Here is a 12,578-nt window from a genome sequence, read left to right on the forward strand (position 1 = left end):
TTAGCATGGCTCACGATCCGGCCGGGCCACCCGCCCGGTACACCAGTCCACGTGCGAGGAGCCACAAAGTGACCGTGCCGAAGCTTGCCCTGTCCCAGCACACCGAGGAGGCCCTGGTCAAGTCCAAGGCCGAGGTCGTCGTGGTCGGCACCGTGCAGGGCACCGAAGGGGCGGAGCCGGCGCGGGGCGCCGGGGCGGTGGACGCGGCCCTCGGCGGCACGCTGCTCGACGCGCTGCGCGCGCTCGGCGCGACCGGCAAGGCCGAGGAGGTCGTCAAACTGCCCACCATGGGTGCGCTGGCGTCCGCCGTGGTGCTCGCGGTGGGCCTCGGCAAGCCGGACGCCGCGGGTGAGCTCACCCCGGAGCAGGTGCGGCGGGCCTCGGGTGCCGCCGCCCGCGCGCTGGCGGGCACCGGGCGGGCCCTGACCACGCTGTCCGTGCTGGACCTGCAGGCCGCCGTGGAGGGCACGGCGCTGGGCGCCTACGCCTTCACCCGGTACAAGTCGGAGCCGGGCGACGCACCGGTGTCCGCCGTGGACGTCGCGGCGCCCGCGGAGGGCACCACCCGCGAGCACCGGGCCACGCTGAAGGCCGCGACCGCCATCGCCGAGTCCGTGATCGTGGCCAGGGACCTGATCAACACCCCGCCGAACGACCTGTACCCCGCCTCCTTCGCCGACCGGGCGCGGAAGCTGGCCGAGTCGGCCGGGCTCGAGTTCGAGGTGCTCGACGAGAAGGCGCTCAGGCGCAAGGGGTTCGGCGGCATCCTCGGGGTGGGCTCCGGGTCCTCCCGCCCGCCGCGGCTGCTCAAGCTGACCCACCGTCCGGCGAGGGCGAAGACGAAGGTCGCGCTGGTCGGCAAGGGCATCACCTTCGACACCGGCGGCATCTCGATCAAGCCCGCGGCCAATATGGAGCACATGACCTCGGACATGTCCGGGGCCGCCGCGGTGCTGGCCGCGGTCCTGCTGGCGGCGAAACTGAAGTACCCGGTCGAGGTCGTCGCGCACATCCCGCTGGCGGAGAACATGCCATCCGGCACCGCCTACCGGCCGGGTGACGTGCTGACCATGTACGGCGGCAAGACCGTCGAGGTGCTCAACACCGACGCCGAGGGCAGGCTGGTGCTGGCCGACGCCATCGTGCGGGCCGCGGAGGACGACCCCGACTACCTGATCGAGACCTCCACGCTGACCGGCGCCCAGCTGGTCGCGCTGGGCAACCGGACCGCGGGGATCATGGGCTCGGACGAGTTCCGTGACCGGGTCGCCGGGATCGCCGCGGGCACCGGGGAGGGCGGCTGGGCCATGCCGCTGCCCGAGGAACTGCGCGCCGATCTCGACTCCCGGCTGGCCGATCTCGCCAACACCACGGGACAACGCTGGGCCGGCATGCTCGCGGCCGGGGTGTTCCTGCGCGAGTTCGTGGCGGCCGAGCTGCCCTGGGTGCACATCGACATCGCGGGTCCCTCGTTCAACACCTCGGCACCGTGGGGCTACACCGGCAAGGGCGGCACCGGTGTCCCGGTGCGCACCATCGCCGCGGTGCTGGCCGATATCGCGGACAACGGCTGAGGCTGCGCCGTGACCTGGGCGGCCGAAGGCTACCTCGAGTCGACCGTGCGCGACCTGCTCACGGCCGAGGACGCCCGGGTGGACGCGGCGGTCGGGCACGCGGCGCTGCTGCTGGCCTGTCTCGGTGCGCCGGAGGCTTCCGACCGCCTGGCCCGGCGCTGGCACGCGGCGACCGAGCGCCCGGCCACCGCGCTGGCCGAGGGTGCGGTGACGGCGCGGGCATGGGCGATGCTGTTCGCCGCCCGCGGCACCCGGCCGGACTGGGCCGGCGCGCTACCGCCGCTCGACCTGGACGCCGAGGAGGCCACGCACGGCGCCCATCTCACCCGGCGGGAGTCGGCGATCCCGCCCGACCTGCTCGGCGAGGGCACGCCGGGCCGGATCCTTTCCGGCCTCGCCGCCCAGCTGGACCAGGGTGGCGAGGCCGATCCGCTGCGGGTCCTCGCCGCCGAGGCGCGGGAGCGGGCGCGCGCGGCCGACCCGGGCGTCACCGACGCACTCGCCCGCTGGGCTGACCGGGCCGCGCGGCTCCCGCGACCGCCGGTCGCCCTGCTCGCCGGCAGCCGTCACCTCGCGCCGCTGCTACTCGGCGGCGCGTTGCGGACGGCGTTCGGCCTCGCTCCGGGCTGGGCGGAGGACTGCGCGGACCGGCTGTCCGCGGCTCTGCGCGCCCGCTACCGGGCCGAGTCCGGCGAGCGGGACTGGTCCGCCCTGCTCGACCGGATCATGGAGCTGCGGGCGGCGGGCCCGCCGCCCGCGCCGGCCACCGCCGAGCAGATCGCCGGGGCGGAGCGCCTGCTCGGCGTGGAACTGCCTGCGGACTACCGGGAGTTCCTGCGCACCAGCAACGGCCTGCCCGCACACGAGGTGTTCCCCCGGCTGCTGGGGGTCGCCGAGCTCAGCAGCCGCGGGTCGGGGCATCTGCTGGTGAGCGAGCCGGGCGAGTACGGGGTGGTGCTGCTGGCGCGCGGCGACTCCGGGTGGCGGGCCCTGGAGTGGGACCGCGAACTCGGCGCCACCGTGCACCGCAGCTTCCGCGCCCTGCTCGAGCACCACCTGCACCTACTCACCGAAACCCGCGAGTAACCCGCCACCGAAACGCCCTGAACGTGGCGATCAGGACGTCAGACGCCCCGAACGGACCTTTCGGGACGTTCAACGTCTCGAAAGCCACGTTCAGGGTACGTCAGGGGGTGTCTTCGGCCTGGCGACGGCGACGTTTCAGGATCCGCTGGCGCTCGGTGTAGTCCCGCATCCGCTGCGGGTAGCCGACCTTGGCGACCTCGTAGACCGGCATCGAGCGCTTCTTGCCGAACTGCTGGGCGGCCTCGAGGCTGTCGATCCGCCGCCGGGTCCACTCCCCATCGTGCGCGATCAACACCACGGTCGTCTCGGTCACGTTCGTGCGCGGCTCCACATAGGCCTCGACCCCCCGCCGACTCGCCGTCCACTCGTCCAGGTGCTGGGTATCCGTCGAACTGGCTTTGCGCAGCGTACCGGCCTTCTGGCCGCCCTTTCTCCGCCGGCGCAGCGCGTCGAAAAGGCCCACATCGACCACCTCACCTCTCACGTCGTCGCCCACCCATTGTCCCAAGCGCCGCTCCGGGGACCCGGCTCGGTCGCAAGCCTGCCGCACATGATGACAAGATGAGGTGTGTTGACGCGCCGAACCACCGTTCGACACCCATGAGCACCACCAATGCCTGCCTAGGAGTACTGCAGTGACCGACACCTCCGCCGACCTTGTGATCCTTGGTGGCGGATCGGGCGGCTATGCCGCGGCGTTCCGCGCGGCCGAGCTCGGCCTTTCCGTCACCCTGATCGAGAAGGACAAGCTGGGAGGGACCTGCCTGCACCGCGGGTGCATCCCGACCAAAGCTCTGCTGCACGCGGCCGAGGTCGCCGACTCGGCTCGGGACAGCGAGCAGTTCGGGGTCAAGACGACCTTCGACGGCGTGGACATCGGCGGGGTCAACAAGTACAAGGACTCCATCGTCTCCCGGCTCCACAAAGGGCTACAGGGGCTGGTGAAGGCGCACAAGGTCAACCTGGTCGAGGGCACCGGAACCTTCGTCGGCGGCACCACGGTCGAGGTGGACGGCACCCGCTACACCGGCAAGAACCTGCTGCTGGCCACCGGCTCCTACTCCAAGACGCTGCCCGGTCTGGACCTCGGCGGCCGGATCATCGCCAGCGACGAGGCGCTGAACCTGGACTTCATCCCGGAAAAGGTCGTCGTGCTCGGCGGCGGGGTGATCGGGGTCGAGTTCGCCAGCGTCTGGGCCTCCTTCGGGGCCGAGGTGACCATCGTGGAGGCATTGCCCCGGCTGGTGCCGAACGAGGACGAGTTCGCCTCCAAGCAGCTCGAGCGCGCCTTCCGCCGCCGCAAGATCGGGTTCAAGACCGGGGTGAAGTTCACCGGCGCCAAGCAGACCGACAGCGGTGTGAGCGTGTCGCTGGAGTCCGGCGAGACCCTCGATGCCGACCTGCTGCTGGTCGCCGTCGGCCGCGGCCCGAACTCCGCGGGCCACGGTTACGAGGAGGCCGGGGTGACCATGGAGCGCGGGTTCGTGCGCACCGATGAGCGGCTGCGCACCAGCCTGCCGAACGTGTACGCGGTGGGTGACATCGTGCCCGGCCTGCAACTCGCGCACCGCGGGTTCCAGCAGGGCATCTTCGTGGCCGAGGAGATCGCCGGGCTGCAGCCCCGGGCGGTGGACGAGGCGGGCATCCCGCGGGTCACCTACTCGCACCCCGAGGTCGCCTCGGTCGGCCTCACCGAGGCACAGGCCAGGGAGCAGTACGGGGCCGAGGTCACCACCTTCACCTACGACCTCGGTGGCAACGGCAAGAGCCAGATCCTGAAGACTTCCGGCGCGGTCAAACTGATCAAGGCGCCGGATGGGCCGGTGGTCGGCCTGCATCTCGTCGGCGACAGGGTCGGCGAGCTGATCAGCGAGGCCCAGCTGATCTACAACTGGGAGGCGTTCCCCGAGGATGTCGCGCCGCTCATCCACGCGCACCCCACGCAATCCGAGGCCCTCGGCGAAGCACACCTTGCCCTGGCCGGAAAGCCACTGCACGTGCACAGCTGACGCCGCGAACCAGATCGAGTCTTTTCAGGAACTTTCACAGCAAGGGAGTCAGCGAACGATGGCGTACTCCGTCACACTGCCGGAGCTCGGTGAGAGCGTCACGGAGGGCACCGTCACCCGGTGGTTGAAGCAAGAGGGTGACAGTGTCGAGGTGGACGAGCCGCTGCTGGAGATCTCGACCGACAAGGTGGACACCGAGGTCCCGTCCCCGGTGACGGGCACCGTGCAGCGGATCGTCGCCCGCGAGGACGACACCGTCGAGGTCGGTGGCGAGCTCGCCGTGATCGACGACGGTTCCGGTGGCGGTGGCGGGCAACCGGCCGCGCAGGAGCAGCCCGCGGCGCAGCAGCAGGCACCGGCACAGCAGCAGGCGCAGCCCCAGCAGCAGGCGCCGCAACCCCAACAGCCCCAGCAGCGGCCGGAACCCGCGCAGCAGCAGGCACCGGCACAACAGCAGGCACCGGCGCAGGCGAGCGGCGGCAGCTCCGGGGGTACCCCGGTGACCCTGCCGGAGCTCGGCGAGAGCGTCACCGAGGGCACCGTCACCCGCTGGCTCAAGCAGGTCGGCGACAGCGTGGAGGTGGACGAGCCGCTGCTGGAGATCTCCACCGACAAGGTGGACACCGAGGTCCCGTCCCCGGTCGCCGGTACCGTGCTGGAGCTCACCGCGAGTGAGGACCAGACGGTCGAGGTCGGCGGGCAGCTCGCGGTCATCGGCGCTGCGGGTGCGCAGCCGGCGGCGCCCGCCCCGCAGCCCCAGCCGGAACCCCAGCAGCAGGCGGCCCCCCAGCCGCAGGCCCCGGCACAGCAGCAGGCACCGCAGCCCCAGCAGCCCGCGGCACAGCAGCAGGCACCGGCACAGCAGCAGCGGCCCGCGGCCGAGGCACCGCAGTCCTCGGGCGACGGCGGCGGCACCCCGTACGTGACCCCGCTGGTGCGCAAGCTGGCTTCGGAACACGACATCGACCTGAACAGCCTGAACGGCAGCGGGGTCGGCGGCCGGATCCGCAAGCAGGACGTGCTGGCCGCGGTGGAGGCCAAGCAGAAGCAGCAGGCACCGGCCCAGCCGCAGCAGCCGCAACAACCGCAACAGCCCCAGCCGAGCGCCCCGGCACCCTCCGCGCCCACCGGGCCCTCCCCCGAGCTGGACGCGCTGCGCGGCACCGTGCAGAAGGCCAGCCGGATCCGGCAGATCACCGCGGAGAAGACCAAGGAGTCGCTGCAGATCTCCGCGCAGCTGACCCAGGTGCACGAGGTGGACGTCACCAAGATCGCCCGGCTGCGGCAACAGGCGAAGAACGCCTTCCGCGAGCGGGAGGGGGTCAACCTGACCTTCCTGCCGTTCTTCGCCAAGGCCACCGTCGAGGCGCTCAAGCAGCACCCGAACGTGAACGCCTCGTACAACGAGGAGACCAAGGAGGTCACCTACCACGGCGCCGTGCACCTCGGCGTCGCGGTGGACACCGCGAAGGGGCTGCTCTCGGTCGTGATCCACAACGCGGGTGAGCTCAGCCTCGCCGGCCTGGCGCACCGGATCACCGACCTGGCGGCGCGGGCGCGGACCAGCCAGATCAAGCCGGACGAGCTCACCGGCGGCACGTTCACCATCACCAACATCGGCAGCAACGGCGCGCTGTTCGACACGCCGATCATCGTGCAGCCGCAGTCCGGGATGCTCGGCACCGGCGCCGTGGTGAAGCGCCCGGTAGTGGTGGCCGACACCGAGGGCAGCGACACCATCGCGGTGCGCTCGATGGCGTACCTGCCGCTCACCTACGACCACCGCCTGATCGACGGCGCGGACGCCGGCCGGTTCCTGACCACCATCAAGCAGCGGTTGGAGGAGGGCAACTTCGAGGAGGAGCTGGGCCTCTAACCACCGCCCGCGCGAGGGGTCGTGCCCGGTTTCGGTCGGGTGCGACCCCTTTTTGCTGGGCGAACACCGGTCCTCTAGTATTCCGGAATTACGGACTACTGGAGGGACTGCTCATGCTCACTCGCCGCCGCCTGTTGACCTCGGCCGCGCTCGCCGGTTCCGCCACCCTGCTGCTCCCCTCCGGGGTCGGCACGGCGGCGCCCGCACCCACGAGCACCGGGACCCCGCGGGGCTGGCTGGACTGGATCGCCGCGCACCGCGACTCGGTCGGCCTGGTACTGGACGACGGCGCGAGCGGCCGGGTGCGGCACCGGCCGTATGCGGAGCAACTGCTGGCCTCCACGATCAAGGTGGTCCATCTGGCCGCCTACGCCACGGCGGCCGGCCGCGGCCTGCTGGACCCGCGGGAACGGGTGCGGGTCGGCGACTGGGAGCTGCACCACCCCTATGTCGGGGACGGCGGGGCGCACCTGCAGGCGCTGCGGTGGCTGGGGATCGAGACCAACGAGCTGGGGCACGCCGCCGACCCGGAGCAGCGGGTCGAGCTGGACCGCATCGTCGCGGCGATGATCGACTTCAGCGACAACGCGGCCGCCGACTACCTGCGAGTCCGGCTCGGCGACCGGGCGCTGCGCGCCGCCGCCGGTGCGGGTGGCTGGTACCGCCCCGACCTGCGCTCCTTCCAGGGCGAGGTGCTGCTGCTGATCTTCCCGGAGTACGCGCCACCCGCCGGGACCCCCACCCTGGTCCGCCGGATGGCCGGGGATCGCCTCGCCCGGTGGTTCCGGGTGGATCCCGGCTTCCGCGAGCGGGTGCTGCACCGGATCCCGGAGATGCCGCGCACCCCCGAGGAACAGTGGCCGTGGGCACGGCAGCACGGGCGCGGCAGTGCCGTGGAGCTGTTTCGGATGCACCACACGCTGGCCGCCGGCCGGTTCCACCCAGAGCCCGCGCTGCCGATCGTGCGGGATCACCTGGAACGAGCACTGGCCGGTTCGGTGCCCCCTGGCGGGCTGGGGCTCGGGTTCAAGGGCGGCAGCCTGCCACGGACGTTGACCATGGGCATGTCGCTGCGCTGGGCGGACGGCCGGACCGGGACGCTGGCGCTGCTGCTGACCGACGTCGCGCAGGAGCGCTTCGCCGACGTACCGGCGTTCCTGCGGCTGGGTGTCTCGGTGCTGGCGGAACCGGACTGGCGGGACAGGCTGGCGCGGGCGCTGCGTGACTGACCTGCATGCTGGGGGTATGCAGGAGGTACTCGCGCGGCTGGCCGAACTGGAACGGCGGGTCGACGCACTCGAGGGCCGCCCGTCCGCCGCCGAACCGGGCGCCGAGGGCGGCGGGGTGCTCAGCTACCAGGGACGGACCGAGGAGCCGCGGGAGCTGCAGTGGCAGATCACCGTGGCCACCGAACCCGTGCTCGGGCTGGCGGACGAGCCACGGGTGGAGGTGCTGGCCGCACTCGCCCACACCGCGCGGGTCGCCATCGTGCGCCAGCTCGCCCGGCACGGCACCCAGCCGGGTAGCGCCTTGCAGGAGGCCGCGGGGCTCGGTTCGGCCGGCCAGTTCTACCACCATCTCAAGGCGCTGACCGGCGCCGGCATCGTGGAGGCCGACAAGCGCGGCAGCTACCGGTTGAAGCCGACCGCGACCATCCCGGTCCTGGTGCTGCTCACCGCTTCGGCCGATATCGCGGGACAACTCCGGTAGACCCGAGGGTGCGGGGGTGGGCACGATACGCCACGATCAGGGGATGCGGGTTCTCATCGCGGGCTCCAGTGGTCTGATCGGCAGCACCGTGGCCGCCCGGCTGCGAGAGGGCGGGCACGAGGTACGCAGGCTGGTGCGCCGGGAGGCCCACCGCCCGGACGAGTACCGGTGGGACCCACCCGCCGGCCGGATCGCCGAGGGTGCCTTCGAGGGTGTCGACGCCGTGGCCAACTTCTGCGGCGCCCCGCTGCTGCCCGGCAGGTGGAGCGCGGCGCGCAAGCAGGTGCTCGCCGACAGCAGGCTGGAACCCACCGAGGTGCTCGCCGAGGCCGTCGTCGAGCACGGCGTTGCGGTGCTGGTGAACGCGTCCGCCGTGGGCTACTACGGCAACGGTGGCGAGGCCGAGTTGGACGAGTCCGCCCCGCGGGGCTCGGGGTTCCTCGCCGAGCTGTGCGCGGGCTGGGAGGCCGCCACCGCGCCCGCCGCGACGGCGGGTGCCAGGGTGGTGTCCGTGCGGACCGGGCTGGTGCTCTCCGGCGAGGGCGGCCTGCTGACCCCGTTGAAACCGCTGTTCTGGCTCGCGCTCGGCGGCAGGCTGGGCGATGGCAGGCAGTTCATGCCGTGGATCAGCATCACCGACGAGGCCGCGGCCATCCGATTCGCGCTGGAACGCGACGCCCTGTCCGGGCCGGTGAACCTGTGCGCGCCGAACCCGGTGCGCAACGCGGAGTTCACCAAGGCGCTCGGCAGGGCGCTGCACCGGCCCGCGCCCTGGCGGGTGCCGGGGGCCGCGCTGAAGCTGGCGGTCGGCCAGGCCGGGGAGGAGATGGCGTTGTACGGGCAGCGGGCCGTGCCTCGTGCCCTGGAGGCGGCCGGGTTCGAATTCACGCACACTGATCTCGACGGTGCCCTGGCCGCGGTGTTGTGATCCGGCCGCGGCCCGCGGCGGTGGCGGGCGTGCTGCTGCTCGGCGCTTTCCTTGCCCTCGGCGTGCTCGTGCGGGACCGCCCACCTGCGCTGGATCGTGCGGTGGCGGATGCCTTGCACGGCCAGTGGCGGGAACCGGTCGGCGCGGTGACGGCGGTGCTGAGCGACGCGGTGTTCGGCCCGCTGCTGCCGGTGCTGCTGGCGGGCGTGCTGCTGGTCGCCGCCTGGGTGCTGTGGCGACGCGGCCGGCGGGCGAACGCGGCACTGCTGCTCCGGATCTGGGTGCTGCTGGCGCTGTGCCGGCTCACCAGTTTCGTGTTCAAGCCGATCTACCTGCGGGACCGGCCTCGGGTGTTTCCGGACTTCGCCTACCCGAGCGGGCACGTGGTCTCGGTGGCCAGTACCGGGTTCGCGCTGGTGGTGCTGTGCGCCTGGCTGGCGCCGCGGCTGCTGCGGTGGGTGGCTTGGATCGCCGTGCTGGCGACGGCCTTGAGCGCGGCCTGCCGGATCGTGCTCGGCGTGCACTGGGTCAGCGACACCGTGGGCGCGGTGCTCGCGGTGACCGGCGTCGGGCTGCTCGGCTGCTTGCCGTTGCGGTTGCTGCCGTCACAGGCGGGCGAGCTGTCGGCGGCGCGGAAGGCGGCGTAGCCTCAGGCTCGTGAGTGGTTCCGTCGTCTCCTGCCGTGCCGCCGCCGATCCGGTCGTGGTCCGCGAGGTCGGCATGCTCGACTACCGGGAAGCGTGGGAGCTGCAGCGGCAACAGGTGACCGGCCGGGCCGACGACGAGCTGCCGGACACGATGCTGCTGCTGGAACACCCCTCGGTGTACACGGCGGGCAAGCGGACCGAGGCGGGTGACCGGCCGACCGACGGCACCCCGGTGATCGACGTGGACCGCGGCGGCAAGATCACCTGGCACGGCCCAGGGCAGCTGGTGGGCTACCCGATCGTGAAGCTGGCCGACCCGATCGACGTGGTGCACTACGTGCGGCGGCTGGAAGAGGCGCTGATCCGGGTGTGCGCGGAGTTCGGGGTGCACACCGGGCGGGTCGAGGGCCGCAGCGGGGTGTGGCTGCCCGCAGACGACCGCGGACCGGAACGCAAGATCGCCGCGATCGGGATCCGCGTGCAGCGCGGGGTGACCATGCACGGCTTCGAGCTGAACTGCGACGCCGACCTGACCGCGTTCGACAAGATCGTGCCCTGCGGGATCCGGGACGCCGGGGTCACCTCGCTGACCCGCGAGACCGGCCGCCAGGTCACCGTCGCCGAGGCGTTGCCCCTTGCCCGCGACGCCGTGCTGGACGCGCTGGACGGTGCGCTCGCGGTGAACGAGGAACGCTGGCTCCCCCGCCCCGAGCAACCCGCCGCCCCCGGCGTCACCTTCGCCCTGCAAACCTGACCCCACCCGGCGTGTTTGCCCCCCACGTAACCGTGTTGGCTCCCCACGTAACCGAGTTTGCCGTTCACGTAGGCGAGTTTGCCGCTCACGGCGTCGGCCGCTGCACCACCGGTCGCGGGCGGACTAGTGTTCGTTCGAACGAACGATAACTCGAGAGGTTCTCCGGATGCGCATCGCAGGATCGACGGCCCTGCTGACCGGGGCCAACGGCGGAATCGGGCACGCTGTCGCGTAGACACTCGCGGCGAAGGGGGCGCGGCTCGTGCTCAGCGGGCGGCGGGCCGAGGCGCTGCGCTCGGTGACCGGCGCCGCGCGGGCCCGGATCGTCGTCGCCGACCTTGCCGAGCCCGGCGAGGTGGGACGGCTGGCGAAGGAGGCCGGGCCGGTGGACATCCTGCCCGCCAACGCCGCGCTGCCCGCCAGCGGGGGAGATGCTCGACTGCTCCCCCGCGCAGATCGACCGTGCCCTCGCCGTCAACCTCCGCGCGCCGATCCTGCTCGCCCGGCTGCTCGCACCCGCGATGATCGAGGCCGGGCGGGGCAGGTGGTGCTGGTCGGCTCACTCTCCGGCAAGGCGGCCTCGCCCGTGGCCTCGTTGTACAACGCCACCACGTTCGGGTTGCGCGACGTCGCGCAGGCTTCCGCCAGGATCTGCACGGCACCGGGGCCGGCGTTTCCGTGGTACAGCCGGGCTTCGTCCGGGACGCCGGGATGTTCGCCGCCACCGGCGCCGCCCCGCCCGGTGGCGCGCACCGTCTCCCCCGCGCAGGTGGCCACCGCGATCGTCCGCGCGATCGAGCAGGACCGGGCCGAGATCAACGTCGTCTCGGTGGAGCTGCGCCTCGGTGGCGCGATCGGCGGCTGTTCCCCGGCCTCGCCGGGAACGTGCAACGGAAACTGGTGGGCGAGAACCAGCTACAGCAGGTCGTGGACGGCCAGCGCGACAACCGGTGAGCCCGACCGGCAAACTCGGTCACGTAAGTAGCCAACTCGCCTACGTGGACAGCAAACTCGCCTGCGCGAATGGCCAACACGGTTACGTGGGCGGCAAACACGGTTGGGCGGGTTGATCGGTGAGTGACTACTCCATCCTGCCTAACCTGCCTGGAAATTCCCTATCACTCCCTATTAACGCACTGTTAGGTTCCTTTGCAGTATTTTTCGGACCTAGGGAGTGGCGATGGCGCGGGAGCTGTACTCGGTCGATCAGGTGGCCGAGTTACTCGGCTTGCACGTACGAACGGTCCGCAACTACGTACGGGACGGGCGGCTGAACGCGGTCCGGATCGGCAAGCAGTACCGGATCAGCCGCGAGGACCTGGAAACCTTCACCGGGCACCCCGACGTGCTACCGGAACGGGACACCGTCCGTACCGAACGGCACGTCGAGGTATCCAGCATCGTGCAGGTGGACGCGATCAGCCGGGCGGACGCGGACCGGATGTCCTCCCTGCTCATGGGGGCGACCGCGCACCGCAGGGAGGACATGCGGCCGCTGCGCGTGGAAACCGCCTACGACGAGGAACGGGCGCGGATGAAGGTGGTCGTGCTGGGCGATCTGGCCGCCAGCGCCGAACTGCTACGACTGATCGAACCACTGGTGGGAGCGAACGATGACTGAGATGACAACGGACTCCGTGGTCCTGCTGCACGGGACGCGGGTGCTGCACCTCGCCGCCGAGGGGCCGAAACTGGACAGTGCCCAGAGCGCGCTGGACCTGATCGGACATGTCTGGGGGCACGAGGCGGAGATGCTCGCCGTCCCGGTGGCGCGGTGCGGGGACGAGTTCTTCGACCTGGAGACCCGGATCGCGGGCGAGGTGTTGCAGAAGTTCACCAACTACCACGTGCCGCTGGCGATCATCGGGGATCTGTCCGGACATCTCGCGGAAAGCTCCGCCCTGCGCGCGTTCGTGCACGAGTCCAACCAGGGCAGGCAGGTCTGGTTCCTCGCCGACCTGGACGAGCTCGCCGACCGGCTGGCACGGCGGTAG

Annotated in this window: 13 protein-coding genes; 12 read left to right on the forward strand and 1 reads right to left on the reverse strand. The window is 71.8% G+C overall.

Annotated features, from left to right (window positions below):
- The first annotated feature begins 68 nt into the window (after positions 1-68).
- Positions 69-1,574 carry a leucyl aminopeptidase gene (locus FB471_RS09390; protein ID WP_141996951.1) on the forward strand — a complete coding sequence of 502 codons (1,506 nt, stop codon included), beginning with the start codon at positions 69-71 and terminating at the stop codon, positions 1,572-1,574.
- A 9-nt stretch (positions 1,575-1,583) separates the two neighbouring features.
- The gene (locus tag FB471_RS09395) at positions 1,584-2,660 is read left to right on the forward strand and encodes an SMI1/KNR4 family protein (protein WP_141996953.1); all 1,077 of its coding nucleotides are present in this window, start codon (positions 1,584-1,586) and stop codon (positions 2,658-2,660) included.
- Positions 2,661-2,760: 100 nt separating this feature from the next.
- On the opposite strand, the gene FB471_RS09400 is transcribed toward FB471_RS09395, so the two are convergent.
- On the reverse strand, positions 2,761-3,132 hold the full coding sequence (locus FB471_RS09400) for an oxidoreductase (RefSeq protein ID WP_142001700.1): 372 nt from the start codon (positions 3,130-3,132) through the stop codon (positions 2,761-2,763).
- Between the two features lie 163 nt (positions 3,133-3,295).
- Here FB471_RS09400 and lpdA point away from each other — a divergent pair, with 163 nt between their 5' ends.
- The 10 genes from lpdA (at position 3,296) to FB471_RS09450 (ending at position 12,578) form a co-directional block, all read left to right on the forward strand.
- Positions 3,296-4,669 carry a dihydrolipoyl dehydrogenase gene (lpdA, locus tag FB471_RS09405; protein WP_141996955.1) on the forward strand — a complete coding sequence of 458 codons (1,374 nt, stop codon included), beginning with the start codon at positions 3,296-3,298 and terminating at the stop codon, positions 4,667-4,669.
- Between the two features lie 58 nt (positions 4,670-4,727).
- Positions 4,728-6,545 carry a 2-oxoglutarate dehydrogenase, E2 component, dihydrolipoamide succinyltransferase gene (gene sucB, locus FB471_RS09410; protein ID WP_141996963.1) on the forward strand — a complete coding sequence of 606 codons (1,818 nt, stop codon included), beginning with the start codon at positions 4,728-4,730 and terminating at the stop codon, positions 6,543-6,545.
- 113 nt (positions 6,546-6,658) lie between these two features.
- On the forward strand, positions 6,659-7,774 hold the full coding sequence (locus FB471_RS09415; protein WP_141996965.1) for a serine hydrolase: 1,116 nt from the start codon (positions 6,659-6,661) through the stop codon (positions 7,772-7,774).
- A 16-nt stretch (positions 7,775-7,790) separates the two neighbouring features.
- Positions 7,791-8,255 (forward strand): ArsR/SmtB family transcription factor, encoded by a 465-nt coding sequence (locus FB471_RS09420; protein ID WP_141996967.1) that lies wholly within the window; start codon positions 7,791-7,793, stop codon positions 8,253-8,255.
- 43 nt (positions 8,256-8,298) lie between these two features.
- Positions 8,299-9,183, forward strand: coding sequence for a TIGR01777 family oxidoreductase (locus FB471_RS09425; RefSeq protein WP_141996969.1), 885 nt, complete (start codon positions 8,299-8,301; stop codon positions 9,181-9,183).
- Positions 9,180-9,830, forward strand: a complete 651-nt coding sequence (locus FB471_RS09430) for a phosphatase PAP2 family protein (protein ID WP_141996971.1) — start codon at positions 9,180-9,182, stop codon at positions 9,828-9,830. Before FB471_RS09425 ends, FB471_RS09430 begins: the two co-directional genes overlap by 4 nt.
- Before the next feature lie 10 nt (positions 9,831-9,840).
- The gene (lipB, locus tag FB471_RS09435; protein WP_141996973.1) at positions 9,841-10,584 is read left to right on the forward strand and encodes a lipoyl(octanoyl) transferase LipB; all 744 of its coding nucleotides are present in this window, start codon (positions 9,841-9,843) and stop codon (positions 10,582-10,584) included.
- Positions 10,585-10,846: 262 nt separating this feature from the next.
- A complete protein-coding gene (locus tag FB471_RS09440) occupies positions 10,847-11,569 on the forward strand; it encodes an SDR family oxidoreductase (protein ID WP_211357997.1) in 723 nt (240 codons plus the stop codon).
- Between the two features lie 195 nt (positions 11,570-11,764).
- Positions 11,765-12,205 (forward strand): helix-turn-helix domain-containing protein, encoded by a 441-nt coding sequence (locus tag FB471_RS09445; protein ID WP_141996976.1) that lies wholly within the window; start codon positions 11,765-11,767, stop codon positions 12,203-12,205.
- The gene (locus FB471_RS09450; RefSeq protein ID WP_246076316.1) at positions 12,198-12,578 is read left to right on the forward strand and encodes a DUF4180 domain-containing protein; all 381 of its coding nucleotides are present in this window, start codon (positions 12,198-12,200) and stop codon (positions 12,576-12,578) included. The genes FB471_RS09445 and FB471_RS09450 overlap by 8 nt, the downstream gene beginning before the upstream one ends.

The sequence above is a fragment of the Amycolatopsis cihanbeyliensis genome (assembly GCF_006715045.1).
Taxonomy (GTDB): Bacteria; Actinomycetota; Actinomycetes; order Mycobacteriales; family Pseudonocardiaceae; genus Amycolatopsis; species Amycolatopsis cihanbeyliensis.